At 57.3% G+C, this 26,413-nt stretch carries 20 protein-coding genes, 1 tRNA gene and 1 pseudogene; 14 read left to right on the plus strand and 8 right to left on the minus strand.

The genetic code is table 11. The features are described from left to right. Nucleotides 1-21 precede the first annotated feature (21 nt). On the plus strand, nt 22-1,257 hold the full coding sequence (locus GVN17_RS12590; protein WP_166595605.1) for a multifunctional CCA addition/repair protein: 1,236 nt from the start codon (nt 22-24) through the stop codon (nt 1,255-1,257). Nucleotides 1,258-1,384: 127 nt separating this feature from the next. Here the strand turns inward: GVN17_RS12590 and folK are convergent, their stop codons facing one another. Both folK and folB read right to left on the minus strand, forming a co-directional pair. Next, complete coding sequence (gene folK, locus GVN17_RS12595) at nt 1,385-1,915, minus strand: 2-amino-4-hydroxy-6-hydroxymethyldihydropteridine diphosphokinase (protein ID WP_166595606.1); 531 nt, start codon at nt 1,913-1,915, stop codon at nt 1,385-1,387. After that, nucleotides 1,906-2,259: a dihydroneopterin aldolase gene (folB, locus tag GVN17_RS12600; protein WP_065991327.1), complete on the minus strand. Its 354-nt coding sequence runs from the start codon at nt 2,257-2,259 to the stop codon at nt 1,906-1,908. The genes folK and folB overlap by 10 nt, the downstream gene beginning before the upstream one ends. Nucleotides 2,260-2,333: 74 nt before the next feature. Between folB and plsY the strand changes: the two genes are divergently transcribed. After that, complete coding sequence (plsY, locus tag GVN17_RS12605) at nt 2,334-2,903, plus strand: glycerol-3-phosphate 1-O-acyltransferase PlsY (RefSeq protein WP_166595607.1); 570 nt, start codon at nt 2,334-2,336, stop codon at nt 2,901-2,903. Between the two features lie 55 nt (nt 2,904-2,958). On the opposite strand, the gene tsaD is transcribed toward plsY, so the two are convergent. Beyond that, on the minus strand, nt 2,959-3,984 hold the full coding sequence (tsaD, locus tag GVN17_RS12610) for a tRNA (adenosine(37)-N6)-threonylcarbamoyltransferase complex transferase subunit TsaD (RefSeq protein ID WP_166595608.1): 1,026 nt from the start codon (nt 3,982-3,984) through the stop codon (nt 2,959-2,961). 192 nt (nt 3,985-4,176) lie between these two features. Between tsaD and rpsU the strand changes: the two genes are divergently transcribed. The 12 genes and pseudogenes from rpsU (at nt 4,177) to GVN17_RS12670 (ending at nt 21,013) form a co-directional block, all read left to right on the plus strand. Further along, nucleotides 4,177-4,392 carry a 30S ribosomal protein S21 gene (gene rpsU / locus GVN17_RS12615; RefSeq protein WP_110951580.1) on the plus strand — a complete coding sequence of 72 codons (216 nt, stop codon included), beginning with the start codon at nt 4,177-4,179 and terminating at the stop codon, nt 4,390-4,392. A gap of 247 nt (nt 4,393-4,639) precedes the next feature. Next, the gene (dnaG, locus tag GVN17_RS12620) at nt 4,640-6,610 is read left to right on the plus strand and encodes a DNA primase (protein ID WP_166595609.1); all 1,971 of its coding nucleotides are present in this window, start codon (nt 4,640-4,642) and stop codon (nt 6,608-6,610) included. A 67-nt stretch (nt 6,611-6,677) separates the two neighbouring features. Then, nucleotides 6,678-8,525 (plus strand): RNA polymerase sigma factor RpoD, encoded by a 1,848-nt coding sequence (gene rpoD, locus GVN17_RS12625; protein ID WP_166595610.1) that lies wholly within the window; start codon nt 6,678-6,680, stop codon nt 8,523-8,525. Nucleotides 8,526-8,965: 440 nt separating this feature from the next. Then, nucleotides 8,966-11,923 (plus strand): annotated as a pseudogene (locus GVN17_RS12630) (EAL domain-containing protein); the annotation flags it as partial. 16 nt (nt 11,924-11,939) lie between these two features. After that, nucleotides 11,940-12,016 (plus strand) — tRNA-Ile (locus GVN17_RS12635). A 459-nt stretch (nt 12,017-12,475) separates the two neighbouring features. Beyond that, the gene (locus GVN17_RS12640; protein WP_166595612.1) at nt 12,476-13,666 is read left to right on the plus strand and encodes a DegT/DnrJ/EryC1/StrS aminotransferase family protein; all 1,191 of its coding nucleotides are present in this window, start codon (nt 12,476-12,478) and stop codon (nt 13,664-13,666) included. Nucleotides 13,667-13,728: 62 nt separating this feature from the next. After that, nucleotides 13,729-14,511, plus strand: coding sequence for an ABC transporter permease (locus GVN17_RS12645; RefSeq protein ID WP_166595613.1), 783 nt, complete (start codon nt 13,729-13,731; stop codon nt 14,509-14,511). Next, nucleotides 14,508-15,254, plus strand: coding sequence for an ABC transporter ATP-binding protein (locus GVN17_RS12650; RefSeq protein WP_166595614.1), 747 nt, complete (start codon nt 14,508-14,510; stop codon nt 15,252-15,254). The genes GVN17_RS12645 and GVN17_RS12650 overlap by 4 nt, the downstream gene beginning before the upstream one ends. 11 nt (nt 15,255-15,265) lie before the next feature. After that, complete coding sequence (locus GVN17_RS12655; protein ID WP_166595615.1) at nt 15,266-17,575, plus strand: glycosyltransferase family 4 protein; 2,310 nt, start codon at nt 15,266-15,268, stop codon at nt 17,573-17,575. Beyond that, a complete protein-coding gene (locus GVN17_RS12660; protein WP_166595616.1) occupies nt 17,566-19,218 on the plus strand; it encodes a glycosyltransferase in 1,653 nt (550 codons plus the stop codon). Before GVN17_RS12655 ends, GVN17_RS12660 begins: the two co-directional genes overlap by 10 nt. Beyond that, on the plus strand, nt 19,208-19,849 hold the full coding sequence (locus GVN17_RS12665; RefSeq protein ID WP_166595617.1) for a NeuD/PglB/VioB family sugar acetyltransferase: 642 nt from the start codon (nt 19,208-19,210) through the stop codon (nt 19,847-19,849). Before GVN17_RS12660 ends, GVN17_RS12665 begins: the two co-directional genes overlap by 11 nt. A 117-nt stretch (nt 19,850-19,966) precedes the next feature. Then, on the plus strand, nt 19,967-21,013 hold the full coding sequence (locus tag GVN17_RS12670) for an FUSC family protein (RefSeq protein WP_166595618.1): 1,047 nt from the start codon (nt 19,967-19,969) through the stop codon (nt 21,011-21,013). Between the two features lie 94 nt (nt 21,014-21,107). Here the strand turns inward: GVN17_RS12670 and ppk2 are convergent, their stop codons facing one another. The 5 genes from ppk2 to GVN17_RS12695 all read right to left on the minus strand — a co-directional run bounded on the left by ppk2 (nt 21,108) and on the right by GVN17_RS12695 (nt 26,299). Continuing rightward, the gene (gene ppk2 / locus GVN17_RS12675; RefSeq protein ID WP_166595619.1) at nt 21,108-22,019 is read right to left on the minus strand and encodes a polyphosphate kinase 2; all 912 of its coding nucleotides are present in this window, start codon (nt 22,017-22,019) and stop codon (nt 21,108-21,110) included. A 164-nt stretch (nt 22,020-22,183) separates the two neighbouring features. Beyond that, nucleotides 22,184-22,954 (minus strand): DeoR/GlpR family DNA-binding transcription regulator, encoded by a 771-nt coding sequence (locus GVN17_RS12680; protein ID WP_166595620.1) that lies wholly within the window; start codon nt 22,952-22,954, stop codon nt 22,184-22,186. A gap of 53 nt (nt 22,955-23,007) precedes the next feature. Next, nucleotides 23,008-24,009 (minus strand): 4-hydroxythreonine-4-phosphate dehydrogenase PdxA, encoded by a 1,002-nt coding sequence (pdxA, locus tag GVN17_RS12685; protein WP_166595621.1) that lies wholly within the window; start codon nt 24,007-24,009, stop codon nt 23,008-23,010. Then, complete coding sequence (locus GVN17_RS12690) at nt 24,006-25,298, minus strand: four-carbon acid sugar kinase family protein (protein ID WP_166595622.1); 1,293 nt, start codon at nt 25,296-25,298, stop codon at nt 24,006-24,008. Before GVN17_RS12690 ends, pdxA begins: the two co-directional genes overlap by 4 nt. Then, nucleotides 25,295-26,299: a 2-keto-3-deoxygluconate permease gene (locus tag GVN17_RS12695; RefSeq protein WP_166595623.1), complete on the minus strand. Its 1,005-nt coding sequence runs from the start codon at nt 26,297-26,299 to the stop codon at nt 25,295-25,297. Before GVN17_RS12695 ends, GVN17_RS12690 begins: the two co-directional genes overlap by 4 nt. Nucleotides 26,300-26,413: the final 114 nt, after the last annotated feature.

The following is a 26,413-nucleotide window of genomic DNA, read 5'->3' on the forward strand; positions in this document are numbered from 1 at the left end:
CGCGCTTACGGAGGCTTTTTTATGCAGATCTATAAAGTTGGCGGCGCTGTGCGTGATCGCCTGCTTGGCAAACCGGTCGCGGACACCGACTGGGTTGTCGTCGGCGCGACCACCGATGAGATGCTGATCAAGGGCTACCGCCCGGTCGGCACAGACTTTCCAGTATTTCTGCACCCCCTCACCGGCGAGGAATACGCGCTGGCTCGAACCGAGCGCAAGACGGGCCGTGGGTATGGCGGGTTTGTGTTTCACGCCGATCCCGACGTCACGCTGGAAGAAGACCTCATCCGCCGCGACCTGACGATCAATGCCATCGCCGAAGACAAGGACGGCCACCTGACCGACCCCTATCACGGTCAGCGCGATTTGCAGGATCGAGTGTTGCGCCATGTTTCCCCGGCATTTGCGGAAGACCCCTTACGGGTCTTGCGCGTGGCGCGATTTGCGGCCCGCTACGCACCGGACGGTTTCACCATTGCCCATGAAACCCTGATGCTGATGCGCCAACTCAGCGCGTCGGGCGAGTTGGAAGCCCTCACGCCGGAGCGCAGCTGGAAGGAAATTTCCCGCGCACTGATGGAGCGGGAGCCACAGGTGTTCATCCAGGTTCTGAAGGACTGCGGTGCGCTGAAGGTGTTGATGCCGGAAATCGATACGCTCTTCGGCATCCCCCAACCGGAAGCGCATCATCCGGAAATCGACACCGGGCTGCATGTTATGAGCGTTCTGCACCAATCGGCGGTGCACAAGCAACCATTGAGCGTGCGCTGGGCTTGTCTGTTGCATGATTTGGGCAAAGGATTAACGCCCGAAGCAGATTGGCCGCGCCATATCGCCCATGAGCAGAAAGGCCTCAAAGCGATCAAAGCAGTGAGCCAGCGTTTCAAGGTGCCAAGGGATTGTCAGGAACTGGCGCTGCTGGTGGGCCAATACCACACCCATGGCCATCGAGCGTTGGAGCTCAAGCCTTCGACGCTGCTGGAATTGCTGCAGAACTTCGACGTCTATCGCCGCCCGCAGCGGTTCGAGGAGTTCATCGTCGCCTGTGAGATGGACGCCCGAGGTCGCAAGGGCTTCGAGGACCGCAGTTATCCACAGGCTGAATACCTGCGCGGCGCAGCGGAAGTCGCGAGGCAAGTGGCGGTCCAGCCGCTGCTGGATCAGGGTTATCAAGGACAAGAATTGGGCGAGGCGCTGAAGCGGGAAAGGCTGGACACGCTGACGTTTTACAAGGCGTCGTATCAGAGTCAGAGCTGAATTTGCAGACGTCTGATCGCCCTGTGGGAGCGAATTCATTCGCGAAAGGCCATTACATCCGATGCACCTCTGCCGGCTGTACAACCGCATCGCGAATGAATTCGCCCCGACAGGAGATATCCGGCGGTTATTGAACCGAGGACAGCATTGAATCCGGAGTCAATGGCTGACCCCGCCACTCAAACGCAACCGGCCAAAGCTGCTGCTCAATCTGCGATTCTTCCCACAGTTTGGCAAACGTCAATCCCACTTCGGGATGAAGCCTTTCCGGCGCAATCAGCGACAACGGCCACAGCACAAATGCATTCTTGAGAATTTCGGCACGGGGCAGCACCAGCCCGTCGAAATTGCCGACCTGCTCGCCATACAACAGCACGTCGATGTCCAGCGGCAGCCCTTTACGGTCAGGGGCATAACGACCGTTGTCGGCCTCGATGAATTTCAAGCGACGGTCCAACTCGATCAACGGCAGGTCGGTCAATGCTGATACCACCAGATTGATGAACGGCCCACTCTTGATCCCCACCGGATGGCTTTCAAACACCGGCGAGCAGGACATATCGGTGAGAAAACCGGCCAGCGCATCAAGCCCGGAACACAGATGCCGGTGCCGGTCGATGTTGCTCCCCAGGCCGAGGAAAACCCGTGTCAGCGGCATCCGCGCTCGATCTCCACGCCCACGCCCTTGGCCGCTGGCACGGCGCCGGGTTTGGTGAGTTTCAGGTGCAGCCAGGGAATGTTGAATTCGCTCATCAGCACTTCTGCCAGACGCTCGGCGAACGTTTCAACCAGCTGAAATTGCGAAACCTCGGCGAACGCCTGGATGCGCGCGGAGACGCTGGCGTAGTCGAGTGCTTTGCTCAAGTCATCGCCCGCTGCCGCAGGTCGATTGTCCCAGGCAAAACTCAGATCCAGACGCAGGCACTGACGAATGCCGCGCTCCCAGTCGTAGGCACCGATCACCGTATCGACCTCCAGACCCTCAATGAAAACTCTGTCCAAGCCTTTCTCTCCGCTGCACGACAAGGGCGCAATGCGCCGTTAGAATCAGGGCTTCCCCGCCCGGAATGGTTAGCATGTTTTGGTTACTGGCACTTCTCGCCTACCTGCTCGGCTCGCTGTCCTTTGCCATCCTGCTCAGCCGTCTGACCGGCAGTCCGGACCCGCGCGCCAGTGGCTCGGGCAACGCTGGCGCCACCAACATGCTGCGCCTGGCGGGCAAGAAGCTCGCTATCCTGACCCTGATCGGCGACGTCTGCAAAGGGATGATTCCAGTGCTGATCGCTGCCTGGGCGGGACTCGACCCTCGCCAACAGGCCTGGGTCGGGCTTTACGCCGTTCTCGGCCACTTATTTCCGTTGTACTTTCGTTTCAAGGGCGGCAAAGGCGTTGCTACGGCGGCGGGCATGCTGCTGGGCCTGTACCCACCCGCCGCGCTGCTGGCAATCGCTGCCTGGCTGTTGACGTTTTACCTCACCCGCACCAGTTCGCTCGCCTCGCTGATCGCCACCCCGCTGGCCCTTCCGCTGCTGGCCTGGCAGGAACCCCATGCGCTGGTGCCCATGAGCCTGCTGACTTTGCTGATCGTCTGGCGTCATCGCGGCAATTTACGCGACCTCTATGCAGGACGCGAACGGCATTTCTAGCGGCAAAAGATAAAAAAGGCTCATTCGAGCCTTTTTCTTTCCACGCAGAATGGCTTCACAGCCCCGGTAACTGTTCCATCGGCCAGCGCGCCTGCACAGTGATGCTCAGGTCTTCTTTCTGTCCCGCCTGCAATCGCTGACATCCGGCGAACGCGATCATTGCCCCGTTATCGGTACAAAATTCCGGACGCGCGTAAAAGACGTTGCCGCCGATCCCGCTGAGCATTTGCTCCAGAGACTGACGCAACGCCTTGTTCGCACTGACCCCACCCGCAATCACCAGACGCTTCATGCCTGTCTGCTTCAAAGCGCGTTTGCACTTGATGGTCAAAGTCTCCACCACCGCATCCTGGAAGGCCAGCGCGATGTCGCAACGGGTTTGCTCGCCGTCGTCCCCAGCGCTCTGGCATTGTTGCCAAGTGTTCAGGGCGGAGGTTTTCAAGCCGCTGAAGCTGAACGTGAGGCCGGGACGGTCGGTCATCGGGCGAGGGAACGTGAAACGTCCCGGCACACCTTGGAGCGCCAAACGGGAAATCTCCGGACCACCGGGGTAATTAAGGCCCATCATTTTGGCCGTCTTGTCGAAGGCTTCGCCCGCGGCGTCATCCAGCGTCTCGCCCAACAACTCATAAAGGCCGATGCCGTCCACCCGGACCAGTTGCGTGTGACCACCGGAAACCAACAAAGCGACGAACGGAAACTCCGGCGGTTGCGCCTCCAGCATAGGGGCCAGAAGATGGCCTTCCATGTGGTGCACACCCAATGCGGGAATGTCCCACGCGAAAGCCAGCGCTTGCGCGCAAGACGCCCCCACCAGCAGCGCACCGACCAGCCCAGGACCTGCGGTATAGGCGATGCCATCGATCTCGGTCGCGGCGCAATCCGCCTCGGCCAATACCTGACGAATCAAGGGCAGCATGCGTTTTACGTGATCGCGGGACGCCAGCTCGGGGACCACGCCGCCGTAGACCCGATGCAAGTCGATCTGGCTGAATAATGCGTCGGCGAGCAGCCCGCGCTCGCTGTCATACAGCGCCACGCCGGTCTCGTCGCAAGAAGTTTCCAATCCCAGTACTAACATGGGGCACGCCTTGGGGGCTGAATTCGAAGGCGCGCATAATAGTCGCCGCTCATGCCTGCGACCAGTGGTTTTCGATCAGAGGCTTTGCATTCCTCGCGCCGAGGGGTTAACATCCGCAACCCTTAAAACCGGCGTACTCATACAAGTGTTGTACGAGGCGCCGACCCCGGTAATGAATGAAGGTAGCTCTGGATGCCAGCCGTCAAAGTTAAAGAGAATGAACCCTTCGACGTAGCTCTGCGTCGTTTCAAGCGCTCCTGCGAGAAAGCCGGCACTCTGGCCGAAGTTCGTAGCCGCGAATTTTACGAGAAGCCAACTTCGAAGCGTAAGCGTATGGCAGCTGCTGCTGTTAAGCGTCACGCCAAGAAAGTTCAGCGCGAACAGCGCCGCGCCGTTCGTCTGTATTAATACAGACGTCTGTCGCAAGCTTCTGCCTTGCCCGGCCCTAAAGCCGGGCTGTCGGCAGTTGCAGATTTAGCCTCAAGCAACACAGACAAAGGCTGTCGATGTCATTCTGTGACCTACACATCCCCCGTCGAACTCTTCCAGCCTGATCTTCAGGCAGCGTTGACCCGTCTACACTGACCAAGCAACCGTCGTTACGCTTTGGATTCGCCACGATCTTTCTGGCGGGGCGCCTGATGATGAGAACGCCATGGCCGGACTGATTCCTCAAGGTTTTATTGACGACCTGCTTAACCGCACCGACATCGTCGATGTTGTCAGCTCGCGCGTTCAATTAAAGAAAACCGGCAAGAATTTCAGCGCCTGCTGTCCTTTCCATAAAGAAAAGACACCGTCGTTCAGCGTCAGCCCCGACAAACAGTTCTATTACTGCTTTGGCTGCGGCGCAGGCGGAAACGCCCTCGGCTTCGTCATGGACCACGACAACCTGGATTTTCCCCAGGCCGTCGAAGAACTAGCCAAAGCCGCCGGCATGGAAGTACCCCGCGAACAGGGCGTCAGGGGTCAAAAGCCCAGACAACCCACCGATTCGCCGCTGTACCCACTGCTGACCGCTGCTGCCGATTTCTACCGGGCCGCGCTGAAAAGCCACCCGACCCGCAAATCCGCAGTGGACTACCTGAAAGGCCGTGGCCTCTCGGGTGAGATTGCCCGCGACTTCGGATTAGGGTTCGCCCCGCCCGGCTGGGACAATCTGTACAAACACCTCAGCAGCGACACGCTTCAACAGAAGGCAATGATCGACGCTGGCCTGCTGATCGAGAACGCCGAAACCGGCAAGCGTTACGACCGCTTTCGCGACCGGGTGATGTTCCCCATTCGCGACAGCCGGGGTCGAGTCATCGCGTTTGGCGGACGCGTGCTCGGCGACGACAAACCGAAGTACTTGAACTCGCCCGAGACGCCGGTGTTTCACAAGGGGCAAGAGCTGTACGGCCTGTTCGAGGCGCGCAAACACAATCGCAACCTTGACGAAATCATCGTTGTCGAAGGCTACATGGACGTCATCGCGCTGGCTCAACAAGGCTTGCGCAACGCCGTTGCGACACTGGGCACCGCCACCAGCGAAGAGCATTTGAAGCGGCTTTTCCGCGTCGTGCCCAACGTGCTGTTCTGTTTCGACGGCGACCAGGCAGGCCGAAATGCGGCCTGGCGCGCGCTCGAAGCCACGCTTTCCAGCTTGCAGGATGGTCGTCGCGCCCGGTTTCTGTTTTTGCCCGAAGGCGAAGATCCGGACACGCTGGTACGCGCCGAAGGCACCGATGCCTTCAAGGCAAGGATCAACCAGCACGCACAGCCGCTGGCCGATTATTTTTTCGAGCAGTTGACCAAGGAAGCAGACCCGCGCTCGCTGGAAGGCAAAGCGCACATGGTCACCCTGGCTGCTCCACTGATCGAAAAGGTGCCGGGGGCCAACCTTCGGGAGCTGATGCGTCGGCGCCTCAAGGAAATAACCGGTCTGGACACCGCCGCCGTCAATCAGCTGGTGCAAAGCGCTCCCGCCGAGGCACCGCCGGTTTATGACCCGGGCTTTGATTACGACTCAGTGCCTGATTACGGCGATTACCAGCCGCATGATGCATACGAACCACAGCAAGAATGGACGCCGAACTCATCAGGCGGCCAGCAGAAGAAATGGGAAAAAAAGCCGTGGGACAAAGGCAAGAAGTGGGACAAGAACGGCAAGCGGCCGGACTTTGAACCTCGCGCCCCACGCACACCGGCAACGGTGGAGCCACCGACCCTGACGGCCCTCCGGACCCTGCTTCATCATCCGGACCTGTCACAGAAGGTGGAAGACACCAGTCACTTTGCGGCAGAAGATAATGTGTATTCGCAGTTGCTGGTGGCATTGCTCGAAGCGCTGCAAAAGAATCCGAAGCTGCGGTCGCTGCAATTGATCGCCCGCTGGCACGGAACCGATCAAGGACGATTATTACGACAACTGGCGGAAAAGGAATGGCTGATCTCGGCCGATAACCTTGAACAACAGTTTTTCGACACTATAACTAGCTTGTCCGCCCGCCAACGCGAGCGAAGTCTCGATCAATTGATCAGGAAGGAACGGCAGACCGGTCTGAGTGCTGAGGAAAAAGTTCAGCTACTCAACCTGTTAAATCGCAAAGTTCCTGCACAAACCCCGACCTCAACTGGCGCGTGAGGTCCTAGCTCGGGTATAATCCTCGGCTTGTTTTTTGCCCGCCAAGACCTTCAGTGGATAGGGTGTTATGTCCGGAAAAGCGCAACAGCAGTCTCGCCTCAAAGAGTTGATCAGCCGCGGTCGTGAGCAGGGTTACCTGACTTACGCGGAGGTCAACGACCACCTGCCGGAGGATATTTCAGATCCGGAACAGGTGGAAGACATCATCCGCATGATTAACGACATGGGGATCAACGTATTCGAGAGTGCTCCGGATGCGGACGCCCTTCTGTTGGCCGAAGCTGACACTGACGAGGCAGCCGCTGAAGAAGCAGCCGCCGCGTTGGCAGCAGTCGAAACCGACATCGGTCGCACAACCGACCCGGTGCGCATGTATATGCGCGAAATGGGTACGGTCGAGCTTCTGACACGTGAAGGCGAAATCGAAATCGCCAAACGTATCGAAGAGGGCATCCGTGAAGTGATGGGCGCGATTGCGCACTTCCCTGGCACGGTCGAGCACATTCTCTCCGAATACACTCGCGTCACCACCGAAGGTGGTCGCCTGTCTGACGTTCTCAGCGGTTATATCGACCCGGACGACGGCATCGCCCCGCCTGCCGAGGTGCCGCCACCGATCGATCAGAAAACCGAAAAGACCGACGTCGCTGACGATGATGACGAAGAGTCCGCCGACGGCGACGACGAGGAAGAGGCCGAAAGCGGTCCTGATCCGGTCGTGGCAGCTCAGCGCTTCGGTGCGGTCTCCGATCAGATGGCGATCACCCTCAAGGCCCTGAAAAAGCACGGTCGTGGCAGCAAGCAGGCTAATGAAGAGCTGCTGGGGCTGGCCGAGCTGTTCATGCCGATCAAACTGGTTCCTAAACAGTTTGAAGGCTTGGTTGAACGTGTTCGTAGCGCTCTGGAGCGTCTGCGTGCACAGGAACGCGCCATTATGCAACTGTGCGTCCGTGACGCTCGCATGCCGCGTGCTGACTTCCTGCGCCAGTTCCCGGGCAATGAAGTCGATCAGAGCTGGACCGATGCACTGGCCAAAGGCAAAAGCAAATACGCTGAAGCCATCGGCCGTTTGCAGGCTGACATTCAGCGCTGCCAGCAAAAGCTGACCGCGCTGGAAGAAGAAACCGGCCTGAACGTGGCGGAAATCAAGGACATCAACCGTCGCATGTCGATCGGTGAGGCCAAGGCCCGCCGCGCGAAGAAAGAGATGGTAGAAGCGAACTTGCGTCTGGTGATCTCGATCGCCAAGAAGTACACCAACCGCGGCCTGCAATTCCTTGATCTGATCCAGGAAGGCAACATCGGCCTGATGAAAGCGGTGGACAAGTTCGAATACCGTCGCGGTTACAAGTTCTCGACATACGCCACCTGGTGGATCCGTCAGGCGATCACTCGCTCGATCGCCGACCAGGCGCGCACCATCCGTATTCCGGTGCACATGATCGAGACGATCAACAAGCTCAACCGTATTTCCCGCCAGATGCTGCAGGAAATGGGTCGCGAGCCGACGCCGGAAGAGCTGGGCGAACGCATGGAAATGCCTGAGGACAAGATCCGTAAGGTATTGAAGATCGCAAAAGAGCCGATCTCCATGGAAACGCCGATCGGTGACGATGAAGACTCCCATCTGGGTGATTTCATCGAAGACTCGACCATGCAGTCTCCGATTGATGTTGCGACCGTGGAGAGCTTGAAAGAGGCAACGCGTGAAGTGCTGTCGGGCCTCACCGCCCGTGAAGCCAAAGTGCTGCGTATGCGCTTCGGCATCGACATGAATACTGACCACACCCTTGAGGAAGTCGGTAAGCAGTTCGATGTAACCCGTGAGCGTATCCGTCAGATCGAAGCCAAGGCGCTGCGCAAGCTGCGCCACCCGACCCGAAGCGAACACCTGCGTTCGTTCCTGGACGAGTAAGCGAAACGCGCTAGAACAAGACCCCCAGCCCTGCTGGGGGTTTTGCATTTCAGAGAATAAGAAATCGGCAGTGTGCCACCTTCCCTCAGCACAGCTACACTCGAAGCATTCTTAACGCTGCAACTAATGAGGCTGCCATGTTTTGGATGCCGGCCATTGCTTTCTTGTGCTTGATAGGGTCGACCAGCGTCGACGCACAGGCTCTCCCTCAAGGGGAAACGACCTGGCAGGGCATGCACGAGGGATCAATGCAGAGTATGGATACTGCATCGGCGGATACCGACCGTTCAGCCAGCAGGGGCTTTGAAGGCGACAATCTTCAAGGTTTCGACCTTCGCACGTCGCAGCCCTTGGCCTACGTCGACGGATCCGATGCCAGTGCTGACAGCCCGCGCTCTGACGGCTCGGCATCGCTTCCACGCGCCCCCGAACCCTTGAAGTTCTGGCGAGACTTTCTGCTCTACGGACTGCCCGGACTGCTTCTGCTTTCGACGATCCTGTTGATTGTGGTGCGAATCAATCGCCGCCTCAGTTCGGAAATTTCCCGTCGTGTCGCGCTGGAACAGGAACTGCGCAGCAGCGAATACCATTACCGAGGCATGATCGAAAGCCTGTCGGCCATTGCGTGGGAAGCCAACACCCACGATTACTCCTACAACTACGTTTCCCCACACGCAGAAAACCTACTCGGCTACCCGTTGCATCAATGGCTGAGACCGGGGTTCTGGCGCAGCATCGTCCACCCCGCCGACCTCGACGCCGCTGAAGCCTACTGCGACGTTCAAACCAAGCTGGGTAACGACCACAGCCTTGATTACCGCGTTATCAGCGCCGACGGCAGGACGTTGTGGATACGTGACATCGTCACGCTGATCACTTATGGCCATGAACCCGTGATGCGCGGCCTGATGATAGACATCACGGAAGCCAAGCAGACCGAGGAAGCCCTGCGGCAGTCCGAAGGGAAATTCGCGTCGGTGTTCGCACAGTGCCCGGACATCCTGGTGATTGCCCGCTTGTCGGACGGCTGCTTTCTGGAGGCGAACCAGGCGTTCGTCGAGCAAATCGGCATAAGCGCCAGCGATATCGTGGGCCGCACGCCTAGCGAATTGAACATCTGGGGCATCCCGGACATAGGGCCTAGCCTGCTTCAACGCCTACAAAAAGGCAGTATTCGAAATCTTGAAATGCCGTTCCGTCGAAGCAACGGCCGAACCTTCACCGGCTTACTGTCGGCTGAACCCTTCGATCTGGATTCGACGCCTGCGGTAGTGGTGGTCGTACGCGACATCACGCCACTGAAAGAAGCTCAGCAGCAATTGCAGTTGTCCGAAGAGAAGTTCGCCAAGGCTTTCCACTCGTCGCCCGACGGCTTGTTGATTTCCCGGCAGAGCGACGGGCTATTAGTGGAAATCAACGACGGGTTCAGCCGTATTACCGGTTATCACAGTTCGCTGTCACTGGACCGCACGACGCTCGACCTCGGCATCTGGGTCGACCTCAACGAGCGGCAGCAACTGCTTGAGCAACTTGCCCGCGATGGCTTCGTCAAAGACTTCACCAGCCACATCCGCCGTAGGGACGGGCAAATTCGACTGTGCGAAATATCATCACGGCCGCTGCCGATTGGCGGTGAAGACTGCATGCTGACCATCGCCCGCGACATCACCGACCGCCACCAAATGCAAGAAAAGCTGCAATTGGCTGCGACGGTTTTCGAGAGTACGGCCGAAGGCGTGCTCATCACCGACACACGACAGCGGATCAATGCGGTCAACCGTGCCTTTAGTGAAATCACCGGCTACAGCGAAGCCGAAGCCCTCGGAGAGACGCCTCGCTTGCTGGCCTCGGGACTGCACGACAGCGCCTTTTACGCAGCCATGTGGTACCAGTTGACCGCAGAGGGCCATTGGCAAGGCGAGATCAGCAATCGTCGAAAGAACGGTGAGATCTACCCTAGCTGGCTGACGATTAGCGCCGTGCGTAATCGCGACAAATTCATCACTCACTTTGTGGCCGTATTCGCGGACATCTCCAGTCTCAAACAGGCCCAAGCCCGTCTGGATTATCAGGCCCATCACGACCCTCTAACAGGTCTGCCAAATCGGACGCTGTTCGAAAGCAGGCTGCATGCCGCGCTGACACACAGCAAAGAAGCGAACAGCCTGGGCGCCGTGCTGTTCCTCGACCTCGACCGCTTCAAACACATCAACGACAGCCTCGGGCACCCGGTCGGCGACCTGTTGCTCAAAGGGATTGCCCAGCGCCTGAAAGAGAACCTGCGTGACATCGACACCGTCGCACGTTTGGGCGGCGATGAGTTCATCATCCTGCTCCCCGGCCTGCAAACCGACAGCGACGCCGAAGCGATCGCCACCAAGCTGCTCAACAGTTTCTCCGCCCCCTTCCAGGCGGGTGAACACGAGTTTTTCATCAGCACCAGCATTGGCACTGCGCTCTTCCCGTCAGATGGGGCCGACGTCGCCACCCTCATCAAAAACGCCGATGCCGCGATGTACCGCTCAAAAGCAAAAGGCCGCAACCGGGTCGAAAGCTACACCCGCGACCTCACCGCCCAGGCCAGTGAGCGCATCGCGCTGGAACATGAACTACGACGCGCCATCGAACGCAACGAATTCACGCTTTCCTACCAACCCAAGATCAGCCTTCTGACACAACGATTGGTCGGCGCCGAAGCTCTGATTCGCTGGACCCACCCGACCTTCGGAGAAGTCCCACCTGAGCGGTTCATTCCTCTGGCAGAGGAAAACGGCATGATCCTGCAGATCGGCGAGTGGGTGTTGGAGAAAGCCTGTCAACAGCTGTATCGCTGGAATCAGAGCTACGACGTTTTCGGCCCCCTCTCCGTGAACCTGGCCGGCGCCCAACTGCGCCAACCCAATCTGGTCACCCGCATTGAGCACCTGCTCCAACAATACGAACTGCAGCCAGGCTGCCTGCAACTGGAAATCACCGAAAACTTCATCATGTCCCAGACCGAAGAGGCACTCTCCGTGCTGCACCGCCTGAAAAAACTCGGCGTGCAACTGGCCATCGACGACTTCGGCACCGGCTATTCATCACTGAGCTACCTCAAACGTTTGCCGCTGGACATCCTGAAGATCGACCAGTCTTTCGTACGCGGCCTGCCAGACGACCAGCACGACGCCGCCATCGTCCGCGCCATCATCGCCCTGGGCCGCAGCATGCAACTGACCGTCATCGCCGAAGGCGTGGAAAGCCTTGAGCAACAGCAATTCCTCGCCGACGAAGGCTGTGAACAGATCCAGGGCTACATCGTCAGCCTGCCCCTGCGCCCGGAAGAATTCTGCGCGACGTTTCTTCGTATAACCGTTTCAGACTTTTCGGATAGCACAGCACGGAAACCATCGTTATAATCCGCCGCCTGACTGAGGGCCTATAGCTCAGTTGGTTAGAGCAGAGGACTCATAATCCTTTGGTCCACGGTTCGAGTCCGTGTGGGCCCACCATCTTGAAAGCCGCGCATTGCGCGGCTTTTGCGTTTTTTGAAGCGTGCTTATCCAGCCCACCCCTAAGCTGCATCTGGTCCAAATAGGTCAAATCTTGGCCTAACGCTTTGGCTCCACCAAGGCCTTTGAAACAGTTAGTACATTTTCCTACAGAGGAAGGTATTTATTCACCGGAACTCTCAGACTCGTCCGTATTTATAAAAAACCTTAACGTCTGTAGAGTCTCCGCCATCAATAACCAGCAACTACTGAGCAGTAAATATCGTTACCGAACAATTACCCAATAGAGATCGCCTATCAAGTCCCTGACATTTCTTTAGAATATGTTCTGAAAAATCATCGCGCTCAAATCACTGCCCAAACAAGGCTTAGTCATACCTTCACTGAAGATAAATCACTAATCTTTATTGTGGACATGCGGGCTTCAGCACACGGCAACCCCATACATGGAGAAACGTTATGTACAAACGCTCGGACGCCATTGCCACGCCCGAAACATGGCCGACTATCGACAATAACGCGATACGCTCCACCGTCGCCGACAAACCAGTCAAAAGCGCCCTTCGCATTCCTGTCTATCAGCCTTATCTTGCTGGTCAAGAAGCTGAGTACGTTAATACATGCCTCAACACGAACTGGATTTCGTCACGGGGCGAATTCATACAACGTTTCGAAGACAAATTCGCAGCGTTCACTAAAGCATCATTTGCAACTGCGGTGTGCAACGGCACCACCGCCATTCATCTGGCTTTGGCTGCACTTGATATTGGGCCAGGCGACGAAGTCATCGTACCGACGTTTACATATATCGCTTCAATTAACCCTATTCTTCAAATGGGGGCCGTACCGGTCTTTGTTGACTCGCTTGAAGACACTTGGCAGATGGACCCCGCTCAAGTCGAGCAGAGAATCACACCCCGTACCAAAGCAATCATGGTAGTCCATCTGTACGGTTTGCCCTGCGACATGAATGCATTAAGCGAGCTATGCAAGAGGTACAACCTCCTGATGGTGGAGGACTGCGCTGAAGCATTTGGCACTTTCTACCAAGGCCAGCACGTAGGGACATTTGGCGACGCAGCCACCTTCAGCTTCTTTGGCAACAAAACCATTACTACTGGTGAGGGAGGGATGGTCATCGCACGATCGCAAAGCGTGATCGAGCGCGCCCGCCATCTGAAAACTCAAGGTGTATCAGCGATACGCGAGTATTGGCACGACCAATTGGCATATAACTATAGGATGACCAATCTGTGCGCGGCCATTGGCGTGGCGCAGCTGGAACAGGCTCAGGAAATACTGACTCGTAAGCGGAAAATTGCTGAGTGGTATATGGAGGAGTTTGCAGGCCTTCCCATTGCACTGCACGCGGAGCAATCCGGAACCACTCACTCGTTCTGGATGTGCTCTGCGTTACTTGAAACTTTAAAAGACCGGGACGATCTCCGCTCACACCTTAGAGCCAGCGGCATTGAGACACGCCCCTTGTTTCATCCAGCACATACCATGCCTCATTGTAAGAGTGATGAAATATTTCCGGTTGCCGAAATGTTAAGCGAACGGGGGCTTAACCTACCCAGTTATCCAGCGTTAGAACGAGATGACATCCGATATATTGGTGATGTCACGCGCAAATATTTTGGTCTCTAGTTTAGCTTTTGAAAAAAGGCACCATTACACGCCTCAACTCGCTGATCAGTGGATAACTATTTATGAATGCATATTGGGCGGGCATCTGGGATGCCCGCTATTTTTGGGCGCATCTGGCACTGTCCGATTTGCGTGCGCGCTGGCGTCGCTCTTTTCTGGGCATGTTATGGTCCATTCTTCAACCGCTAGGGCTGGCGTTATTACTGGCGGCGGTATTCAGCCGTCTATTGCAGACGGACATCATTGCCTACGCCCCCTACATCCTCTCAGGGATTGTGGTATGGGAGTTCCTGGTTTCTGTTGTTACATCCGGCTCAATGGCGTTCGTACAAGCGGATGCCTACATCAAACAATGTCGGCATCCCCTGGCCATCTACACGCTGCGGACCACGCTGAGCAGCCTGATTATTCTCATTGTGGCCAGCAGCACCCTTCTGGGATGGTCAGGGCTGGCGCTGCCTCAGAACTTTGGAATTACCTGGCTAGCCCTGATCAGCTTGCCGCCTGTTCTTCTTCTTATAGGTTGGCCTTTCGCAACCCTGCTCGCCTACATAGGCACGCGATTCCGCGATTTGACGCCTGCACTGGCGCTGGCCATGCAGGCGCTATGGTTCATCTCCCCAGTCTATTTTGAGGAGGATCTATTCCGTCGAGGTGGATTGGAATTCTTGGTCGATAGCAATCCTATCTACCACATACTGCAAATCGTCAGAGCCCCATTGCTTCATGGCGTATGGCCGACGCCGACAAATTACGCATTTGCTTTTGGCACCTCAGCCGTGCTCGCGCTGGCCGCATGGCTCGTTGGGCGCCAGGCAGAACGCAAAGTGATCTTCTACCTATGAATAATGCAAGCATCAAACTGTCCAAGGCCAACCTGCACTACGCTGCCACTGCATTTAAAGAGCGCTCACTCAAATCGTTGATTACTCAGCCCCTGCGTGAACGAAAGCCCGTTTCAGATATTCACGCACTTCGAGACGTCAGCTTTGAAATAGGTGGCGGAGAGCGGGTGGGCTTGCTCGGGCACAACGGCGCCGGCAAGAGCACGTTACTCAAGGCGATCGCAGGGCTTTACCCTCTCTCAAGCGGCGCGCGAGATGTCCAGGGCCGCATTCGTTCACTGTTCGACATCAGTCTTGGTTTTGAACCCGATGCCAGCGGCCGGGAAAATATTCTGTATCGCGGCTTGCTCATGGGCATGACCCCTCGGGACATGCGCATATGTGAAGCCGAAATTATCGCTTTTGCGGACCTCGGCGAATTCATCGACTACCCCATAAAAACCTATTCAGCAGGCATGCAGGTGCGGTTGGCGTTTGCAATTTCCACTCAGATAGGCGGGGAAGTGTTGCTGCTTGATGAAGTGATCGGCGCGGGTGACGCAGCTTTTCTCGCAAAAGCACAGAAACGCATAGCCGAATTGATGGAGGACGCCGACATCATCGTCCTCGCCTCCCATGACCTTGGTGCACTTAAACGATGGTGCCAACGAGGCCTGGTTCTTCAAAACGGTCGTCTCGTTTTCGACGGTGCCATCCAGAACGCAATCGAGCACTACCAGCGTATTTATCCGGTAGCCCAATGACGCACGCACTCATGAATGAAATTTTGCCACCCGCCGGGGAGCGCCCGCTAAGGGCAATGTGGTTACTCAATCACTCGGCAGCAAGACGCTTTGAAATCCCGATGTTGAAGCGCATGGGTATTGATGAAATTTTTTTGCCGAAATCATTCCCTAGTGATCCTACATTTAGAAGCGCTTCGATTGACTGGAGCGAAGACGCTAACCTGAGTATTCCCACACACGATCTTGCACTGCTGAACTCAATAGACTGGTACAGCGGGGGAACTCGTGAAGGGTGGGAAGTCGCAAATCGTCACTTCGATGTGGTGTTCTTTATCGTCCACACACATCACCTGCTTGAACAGATTGCCTATCGTTTCGAAGGCATCGCGTTGTGGAGAGCTTATGGCCTGCAGAAAAGTTCTAGCTACGACCTGTTAGTGAATCAGTTTAGAGATGGGCGCTTGCGCCACGCTATCGATACTTTGGGAAGTCGCTTCTATTTTGCTGAAGCGTATCCTCATCTGGCAGACGATGAGCCGGAATACCTTAAAAGCAGGCGGTTATGTCTGCCATTGGGCATTGCACAAGACGGAAAATTATCCGCTTGGGAAGGCCATCTGAAGCAGATTATGTTCGTATGCCCGGACATCGCACTTAATACCTACTATTCAGGTATTTACGATGCGTTCAAGCGGGACTTCGGGGATCTCCCACACATCATTGGAGGCGCACAGCCTCTCATTGTTGATGACGATACAGTGCTCGGATTCGTAACGGCAGAGCAGCATACGCACAATATGACTCAAAGCCGCGTGATGTTTTATCACGGCACCGAGCCAAATCATGTTCACTACCACCCGTTCGAAGCTATCCAGACCGGGATGCCTCTTCTGTTCATGGCAGGAGGATTGCTGGATAAATTGGGGGGCGTCGACTTGCCGGGTAGATGCCGGTCTATCGGGGAAGCGCGACGCAAGCTCCAGCAGGTTCTCGGCGGTAATCAGCGCCTGATCGACAATCTCTGCTCCACTCAAAAAAAGCTGCTTGACCCCATGAAGGCCGAGTCATGTCTCCCTCATTGGAAATCCGGCTTCATAACGATACGCTCCAGGCTGGCTGCGTTAAAGCTGGAGAAAACTTCCAGACCCATGGTGCCGCGCAAGAAGCGAGTAGCGGTGTGCCTGCCTATCGGCTACCAAGGAGGCACGCTCCGTGGCGCGCGAATGCTCGCCCACGCAATCTGGCTCGGTAGCTGCCACGCGGGGGAAGAAGCAGAGGTCGTGATGCTCTATCCGGCGGATGGAGATTACACGCCAGAAAGCTGGAAAAGACTGCCGCAGCAAATACGGCGCAGGGTCTTCAGTTGGCGGATCCTGGACGCATCAGAAGCCACTCGCGCCATGCATTACGCTGGATTCACGGGATGGCAGCCTTATGCTGAGCGTTTCATTATCCCTGACGACGGTATAAACCAACTGCAAGATTGCGATCTCTGGGTGTTTGTCTCCGATAGGTTATCGCTGCCGTTGCTTCCCCTGCGGCCCTACATCTTGATGGTTTACGATTACCTACAACGCTATGAAGCTGTAATGCCTCCGGACCATGATCGTTCATTCCTGGATGCCGCCCGGCGTGCCAAGCAGGTTTGGGTGACCACTTTATTTACCAAAAACGACGCACTTCAATATGCCGGAATTAAACCGCAGAACGTCCGCAAGCTTCCCATGCTGGCATCGGAAATTACACGGCCAAACAGTTCGACGTCCACTGATCGATATTTTTTATGGCCTACCAATATCGGTGTCCACAAAAACCACGGCTGTGCCACTCAAGCGTTGAAAATTTACTACGAAGAACTGGGTGGAGTATGGGACTGCTGGATAACGGGCATTAGCCGTAACGATTTGCTGAGCTCTGAATTGCCCCAGCTGGTCATCATGAAAGAGGCTTTTAAAACCTCCAGACACTTGCGCAACCGCGTCAAATGGAAAGGAAACCTGAGCGACAGCGGCTACCGCCAAACCTTGGCGGGGGCCAAATTCCTGTGGCTGCCTACTCGTATAGACAATGGTAGCTTTAGCGCTGTGGAAGCAGCCGCATCTGGCGTGCCATCAATGTGTGCGAACTACCCAGCAATGCGTGAGATGAATTGTAATTTTAACCTCGGCCTGACATGGATGAATGTCGATGACCCGGACCAGATGGCTCGGCAACTCAAGTCCATGGAAACTCAGGCTGCAGCGCTGAGACATCAATTACGGGACAGTGATTGCCTAGCCGGAAACAGATTGGACGATCTGGCTAGCCCCTATTGGCAGGAGATACGGGAATGCCTGTAAAACGATATGGAATCTATCTAGCTTACGCCCCTACGGTTGATCTTCGTAATGAAGGCCTGGGGCGTTATCTCGCCAACTTCGTACGGGGTGGCACACAGTCAGCTGACGTAGAGTTCGTGATCGCATGCCCAAGCTGGTCCAGAGAATCATTGGAGGATCTCTTCAAGAGTGAAGCCGTGAGTGCTGAAGTTTCCGTGATTTCACCGAGCGGGAAGCCCTATTTACTGTACGCGTATGAAACCTACAGATGGCTAGTGCTAAAAAAATCCGCCAAGTCAGGGGGCGAAGATACGTTATTAAAAAAACTAAGTGCTTACCGGGACGACGTTGAAATACGGGTGAGCCAGACCCACAGCCTACTGTCTACCCTACCGCTTATATTTTCTATAGCGCGGCTGCTTCTACTGTTTCTCTGCTTGGTGCCTCTTGTGATGTCCAGATCAATAGGGAGCAGACTTTGGAGGATGATCAGATTTACAGCAAGGCCGATTTTCAAAAAGCTCGAAAACTTCATCGCACGCGTGACACATTCCCCCAAAAATAACGAGTGGGTGCGATTGCGATTTCAGTCCATGAGCGAGACCGAAAACAAGCGCATGAAGGTTTTGATCGAGGCCCAGACAGACGTTATCGCCTGGTACAGCCCGACCTCCTTTTGGCCCGCATTCAATGAATTGAACGTGCCGAAACTGATGTGTGTTCCCGATGTCGTCATGACCGACTTCTCCGTGGGTTTTGCGGGCGTGGGAGGCAATCGCTTTCTGGAAACTTTCAATACGGTCGAAAAAGCGCTTCGTGGTGCGCAACATATCGTCACGTACAGCCAACATACTAAATGGCATACGTTAGTCGACCGCTTTTGCGTGAGCCCTCCACGCATTCGAGTGGTGGAACACGCACCGAATCCCCTGGACCACTTGATTGACGTCAATGGTTTTCCCGATGCGCTAGAGACTTCGCGCACTTACTGCAAAAACCTGCTCCTTTCTGCTATGCAACGCACCCAGAATGTCTACACAGCGCTATTTGCAAATCAGGACGTTGAGTACATTTTTTATCCAAGCCAAATCCGCCCAAACAAGAACATCCTGACCCTGCTCCGAGCTTACAAACATCTACTCCATAACCGCAGACTGGGGCTGAAGCTCATTCTCACAGGTGATGTATACGGCTCGGCGGCACTTAGCGCATTTATTGACGAACATCGACTTCAAGCCGATGTTATTTGCCTGCGCGGTCTATCAACGAGTGAGCTTGCCGCATGCTACCGGCTCGCCTTGCTTGCGGTGAACCCAAGCCTCAGTGAGGGTGGGTGCCCTTTCACCTTTTCAGAAGCCCTGTCAGTCGGTACTCCTGCTGTGATGTCGCGAATCCCAGTAACCCTGGAAGTGCTTACCGACCCAATCTTGCAGGAAACCAGCCTCTTTGATCCCTACGACTGGGAGGACATGGCCGAACGAATCGAATGGGCCATTAAAAATCGAGCAGAGCTCCTCACCTCCCAGCAGGAGGCTTACGCACTCTTGAGCAAGAGGAGCTGGGCGGATGTCGCGCGCGAACACATCATCCTTCTCGACGCCATTGCCCGCGAGAGTCATCACGGCGATTTGCCTCAACTCGTGGAAGAGACGTATGCAAGCTAATACATATCCGAAAGGACTGATTATCTTCGGTTTCGGCGGTCACGCCCGCAGCGTCGCCGATGTCGCGACAGTAATGGGCATAATGAACCTCCGGTTTATCGACTCCACAGCGCGAGATAACGAACGATATCTTGACCATCCTGTAGAGGCGGATTGGGAACAAGAACTGCCGACAGGCTGGGCCGTATTCTCTGCCTCCGGAAATAACGGCCAACGTCGTGCTCACCTGGAGGAAGCTCAGCGCCGCGGATGGCCTGTCGCAACACTTATCGCGCCCAGTGCGAGCTTGGGTGCGTCGTGCCGGATATCTCCTGGATGTTTTATCGGTCAGCACGCTCACATTGGGCCGCAAGCTCACATAGCTGAAGGATGCATCATCAACACTGGTGCAATCGTGGAACACGAGTCAAGGGTGGGTGAGTACTCCCATGTGGCTGTGAACGCGACTGTCGCAGGCAGGAGCGCAATTGGAGCCGACAACTTTATAGGCGCAGGCGCCACCGTGATTGATGGCGTTTCCCTCACCGACCGAGTCCAGCTCGGCGCGGGCGCGGTGGTCACTCGGAATCTAACGGCTGCTGGTTTATATCTGGGTATTCCTGCGCGCCTGTATCGAAGCAACCAATCTTGACTCATAGCTCGTCCCACCTTGAACTGCATCTGCGGTTCAAGGTTCGCCGCTTCCCTCAGCTTTCAGGTAGTTTACGAAAACGCGGAATTACCGCTTTTCTCAACGGTCAGTTAGCCCATGAACTTGCCTTCCCTCCCCCTGTTCCTCCGCCGCCTCCTCCGTCCACTTCTGGACCCTTACCGCCGCTACCGCCACGCGCGCTATATCCATGCGGGTCGCATTGTCGTCGGCCTTTTGGTCTCCATTCTGCTCACCACCGGCATCCATCTGCCCCACGGCGAGTGGGCGTCGGTGACGATGTTGATTGTGATCGGCGGTTTGCAGCATCACGGCAATATCGGCAAGAAGTCGGTGGAGCGGGCGTACGGGACGCTGATTGGTGCGGCGTTGGGATTGGCGGTGGTGGCGCAGGAGAATTACCTGGGCATGCCGTTGCTGACGTACGTGGTCATGTCGCTGATCTGTGGTTTTTTCGCGTATCACGCGATTGGCAAAGGCGGGTACACGGCGCTGTTGTCGGCAATCACGCTGTTTATCGTCGCAGGGCATGGCGATAACCCGATTACAGACGGGCTGTGGCGGACGGTGGATATTCTGATCGGGATCGTTTTGGCGCTGGCGTTCTCTTTCGCGTTGCCGCTCTATGCGGTGTATTCGTGGCGGTACAACCTGGCCAGCGGTTTGCGGGATTGCGCGAAGGTGTATGAGCGTATCAGCAGTGGCCAGTCGATTGCGGCGGACGAGCATTTGAAGCTGATGGCCAGACTCAACGCGACGATGTTGCAGTTACGCTCGCTGATGCCATCGGTGTCGAAGGAAGTGAAGATTTCGCTGGTCGAACTGGACGCCATTCAGGGGCATTTCCGGATGTGCCTGAGCACGCTGGAGATCCTTTCCAACCTCAGGCCGGCGGACCTGGGGAATGTGGGAATGAGCGCTGAGCAGCGTCGGATTCGGCGTATGTTGATCGGCATGGCGAGGGCGTTGCAAAGCGGTGCTACTGAGCGTCTGGCGCGGCCAAGCGAATCGTTGGCGGTCGGACCGGAGGCGCCTGCGGTGTCGGCAGACGTGTTGGGTTATCAGTTGATGAATCGACAGCTCGCGCTGAACATTGAGGGCCTGCAGCAACGGCTGGCGAAAACGGCGAAGAAGTGGAAGATTTGAGCCGCGACACATCACGCACTGCTTCCGTCAAACGTGTCGGCGGCAGCGATTTCCAGATCGCTACCACCGGCAAGTCATGGGGCTACAACGGCACTCAATAAACCGACGGGACAACCATGTCACGCGGCACCGGCGCACGCAGGTAGTTGGCGTTGTATTCGCGCTCCGGCAGCAAGATCTGCGGCGACTCCACTTCGCCACGCGGGATTTGCTCCAGCAAGTGATGGATGCAGTTCAGACGCGCGCGCTTCTTGTCATCTGCCTCGACGATCCACCAGGGTGCGACGTCGGTGTGCGAGCGCGTCAGCATTTCTTCCTTGGCGCGGGTGTAGTCTTCCCAGCGACGGCGGGATTCCAGGTCCATCGGCGACAGCTTCCACTGTTTCAGCGGGTCGTGGATGCGCATGAGGAAGCGGCGATATTGCTCGTCGTCGGTGATCGAGAACCAGTATTTGATGAGGATGATGCCCGAGCGCACGAGCATTTTTTCGAACTCGGGAACGGTGCGGAAAAACTCCTCGTACTCGTTGTTGTTGCAGAACCCCATGACACGCTCGACGCCTGCGCGGTTGTACCAACTGCGGTCGAACAGGACCATTTCACCTGCGGCTGGCAGGTGCGAAACGTAGCGCTGGAAATACCACTGCGTGCGCTCGCGTTCGCTCGGTGCGGTCAACGCTGCCACTCGGCAGACCCGTGGGTTGAGGCGCTGGGTGATGCGTTTGATAGCGCCGCCCTTGCCCGCTGCGTCGCGGCCTTCGAACAAGACAACGACTTTGAGCTTCTGGCTGACAACCCAATCCTGAAGCTTCACCAACTCGCCTTGCAGACGCAGTAGTTCGCGGAAATACACGCGTCGATCGATGCCTTTCGGCACTTCCTCGCCCAAATCGGAGAGCAGGCCATCCAGGCGCGCGTCGTCGTATTCCATCTCCAGCTCTTCGTCGAAGCTGTCGAGGATGTCGGCTTGGATGTAGCGGGCGGTTTCGGATAGATCCAGAGTCATGACAGAGCTCCCGGCGTGGATTCAAGGGTCAGGGACCGAATTTAGACACGCCGGGGGTGACAGCAGAATGACAACGCGGTGACAACGGGGAAAAGTCCTACAAATAGGAGTTGAAAGAGCTACACAACCTTAAGCAAGACAGCTCCCTCAGAGGCATCACGCGCTCAATTGCCTGCGGTTTCCACCGTGATCTGTTGCACCGCTCTGAACGGCGCCAGCAACGACTCATCCGCCTCGACCGCAGTGATCAGCGTCCACTCCCGTTCGATGGGCGTCCAGTGTTGCTGGCGCGCGCGGCCAAGTTTGTCGGCGTCAGCAAGAACGAAAACCTGCGCGGCGCGTTTGATGATGCATTCCTTGAGATAGGCCTGCTGATCGCTGGCTTCACACAGACCGAATTCAGCGACCACGCCATCCGCCCCCATGAACGCTTTGTCGACGCTCAAACGGCTGAGTGTCAGCTCGGCGAGTGGACCAAGCGTGCTCATGCTTGAACCGCGCAGATCGCCCCCGATCAACGTCAAACGAATGCCCGACGCATTGGCGAGGGTCATCACGGCCAACAAGTTATTGGTGACGACGTGCACGTTTTGCCGCGAGCACAGGTGCAACGCCAACGCCGCGCACGTGGTGCCGCCATCGAGCAGCACGGTGTCGCCATCCTGGACATGCATCGCCGCTGCCTTGGCAATGGCGTCTTTCTGATCGCGCTGCGCAGACTTGCGCTCGTCGAGGGAGGCTTCCGGTTCATGGACGCCAATCAGCGCGGTCGCACCGCCGTGGGTGCGAACCAAATGCCGCTGCTTGGCGAGCATGGTCAGGTCGCGGCGCACGGTCGCTTCCGACACCCCCAAAGCCGCGCTCAACTGCTCGACATTGGTGTCGCGAGCGCGGACCAATTCGAGAATGGCGCGATGACGGTCGGTGGCTTTCATGGGCGGCCTCGTTGCGGAAAGGCCGTGATCTTACACGACCGCGCCGTCACACCTCATCCTCGACGCGTGGCCAGTTCGGCACCCTGACGCAGCGCTTCCAGCAAGCTGCGCTCGTCGGCGATGCCCTTACCGGCGATGTCGAATGCGGTGCCGTGATCCACGGACGTGCGAATCACTTCCAGACCCACCGTCACGTTGACGCCCGCTTCCAGCCCCAGCACTTTCACCGGGCCATGGCCTTGGTCGTGATACATCGCCACCACCAGATCGAAATCGCCACGACCGGCGCGGAAGAACAGCGTGTCAGCAGGCAACGGGCCAGTGACGTCCAGACCTTGCTCTTGCAGCAGCTTCACAGCCGGGATGATCTTCTCTTCTTCCTCGCCGTAACCGAACAGGCCGTTCTCGCCCGCGTGAGGGTTGATGCCGCACACGCCGATGCGTGGCTTGGCGATGCCGGCCTTGATCAACGTCGCGTTGCCGCGTTCGATCGTGCGCTGAACCAGACCCGGCTCGATCTTGCGAATCGCGTCGATGATGCCGATGTGAGTGGTGACGTGAATGACGCGCAGGTGCGGCGCAACGAGCATCATCGACACTTCGTCGACGTTGGTCAGGTGCGCGAGCATCTCGGTGTGGCCCGGGTATTTGTGGCCGCCAGCGTGCAACGCTTCTTTATTAAGCGGCGCGGTGCAGATCGCGTCGATCTGCCCGGCCTCGGCCAGTTGAACGGCGCGGGCGATGTACTGAAACGCAGCGTCACCGGCAATCGGCGACAGCTGGCCGAACGGCAGGCCAGTCGGGATCAGGTTGAGGTCGATGCAGTCAATGGTTCCCGGCTGGTATTGCGCTTCGGCCGCTTCTTTGATGCGACGCACCTTCACGCTGCCTTTGACGATCTCGTTGGCCAATTCCAGACGCCCCGCATCGCCGATCACCAGCGGGCGGCATTGCTGGTACACAACGTCGTGAACGAGGCTTTTGACGATGATTTCCGGGCCAACGCCAGTCGCGTCGCCCATGGTGATGCCAATGATGGGCAAATAGTTACTCATGATGTTTTACCTTGTGAAGCAGGAATCGGGACAGGTTCTGCGCTGTATCGCGCAGGTTCTACAGCGTTATTCATGTGCAGCCAGGCCGCGTACAGCGCGTGGTCGGTGCCGAACGCGCCGGCTTTGGTGACCACACCGGGGCGGTGGCCTTCGCGGGTTGAAATGGGATGGCCAAACGCGACACCCGCTTCGATTTCACACAGCAATTGCAGGCTGCCGATGCCCACGGCGCCGAGCATGGCGCGGGCCGTTTCGCCACCCGTCGCCACCAGACCGCCGACATGGGCGAAATGCGGACGGACCATGGCGGCCAGCTGGGTCGAGAGTTGAGCGCCTTCAGCGGGGTTGAACGCGTCGTCGCGGCCAATACGCAGCAACAAATCGTCGCCGCCGCGCAGATATGCACGAATACGCAGTTCCCAGCCCGCCCAATCGGGGTGCGACGCGCCTTGCCGCAGAATCGCAGGCGGCACCACAAGTTCGCCAATACCTGTGCGCTCTTTCAACAAGGCGCATTGCCGCTCCGAAACGCTCGACAAGCTGCCGACCAGCACCAGCGTCGGCGCGTATTTTTCACCCGGCGCCATGGATGTCCGGGACGGCGCCGATAACAGATCCGGCAGCCCCGCCAGCTCGCGGGCCAGTCCTCCAGAACCCACCCAAAACAGTGGCTCACTCATCTGAGCGGTTACCACGGCGAGGGTGTGCAGGTCTTCCGTGGTTTGGGCATCAACAATCAGCGCGTTGGTATCGCTGCGGGCCATTTCGGCGATGTGTTGCGCCAGCGCAGCTGCATCACCGCGCAGTATGTCCAAGGAGAGCTTGGCGACACTCAGACCGGCATCGCTCAGCATCGATGTAATGTCCGCCGAGCGATCGGCGTGTTCGAGCTTCCAGGTGTCGGTGGTTTCAAGCGGCTGACCGTTGACCAGCACCTGGCCGCGCAATGTTGTCCGACCGGTGGCAGGAAACGCTGGGGCGATGATGGCCAGCCCGGCCTGCGGTTGTAGTGCCGCCACTTCCGCCGCCCAGTTGCCACGCAGGGTCGAGTCGATTTTCTTGTACAGACGTTGACCGGGTTTGCGCAGGGTCTGCCATGCCGTCAACGTGCGTTCGCCCGCTTGGGCTATCGACAAGCGACGGGTGTCGGTGTCGATGGCAACCACGCTCGCGTCGCCCGTGTCGTGGGATTCATCAAGGGTCACCACCGTGCTCAATCCGGCACCGGCGAAGGCGATCGCGCAATCCGCAGCACCCGACAGGTCATCGGCAATGATCAGCAATGTCATCGAGCGACCTCCCGTTCCGCGTTCACGTCCGCTGTTTTTGCAGCGTGACGCTCTTTGTAGCGTTTGGCGACAGAGGCCGTAAGAATCGGCGACAGCACGGCGGTGACCACGACGCACGCGGCGACCAGCAACGTCGCGGAGTTAGCGGCCTCGGTGTAAACCGGGTTTGCAGCTGCCACCAGGGCAGGCACCGCCGCAGCGTTGCCCGCCGTGTTCGCGGCGGCAACCCCGGCCACGCCTGTACCACCCGACACGCGGTCAGCGAAATACAACGGAATGCCGGTCAGCACCACGACCGCCAGGCCGAGGCCGATGCCCAGCAGCCCAGCTTGCCAGACCTTGTGCAGGTCCAGGCTCGCGCCCAACGCCAAGGCGAAGAACGGAATCATCACCGGCACGGCCTTGGCCAGGAAGTCACGCATCTCGCGGTCGAGATTGCCCAAGAGCATGCCGAGCAGCAACGGAAGAATCGCACCGACCAGCGTTGGCCAAGGAAACGCCGCCAGACCTGCAACACCCAGCGTCACCATGGTCAGGAACGGGCCGGACTCCAGCGACATCACTGAATACGCGCCTACATCTTCGGAGCGCCCGTATTGCCCCATCAACGCCATATAAAGGCCGCCGTTGGTGTCGTTCATCGCGGCCACGACCGCGAGGGTCGAAAGCCCGGCAAAAATGCCCGACGTAATCGGCTGTTCGCCCAGGAAGTGACCCATGATCACACCGATCACAATCGCGGTGCCGACTTTGGTGCCGAACAGCACCCCGCCTTTCTTCAGCAAGTAAGGCGTGGCTTTGATGTCGATGCTGGCGCCCATGCACACGTAGAACACCGCCAGAATCGGCAGCGAACCGGTGAACAACGCATTGGTGAACGAACCGAAGAATTTAGGCATGTCAGGGAGAAAGGTCGCGACGAGGGAGCCGATCAGCAGCGGCACGATCATCATGCCACCGGGTACTCGTTCGATACTGCGCTTGATAGGAATCTGGGCCATGGCGGGTACTCTTTGTTTTTATAGTGCGTGCGATTGGAGCATCTGAATTTGAGCGAAATGATCATTTTGGTGATCGATTTGCTCAAGCGAGCTTATTCCAACGACGCGAATTGC

The sequence above is a fragment of the Pseudomonas sp. SLFW genome (genome assembly GCF_009905615.1).
Classification (GTDB): domain Bacteria; phylum Pseudomonadota; class Gammaproteobacteria; order Pseudomonadales; family Pseudomonadaceae; genus Aquipseudomonas; species Aquipseudomonas bambusae.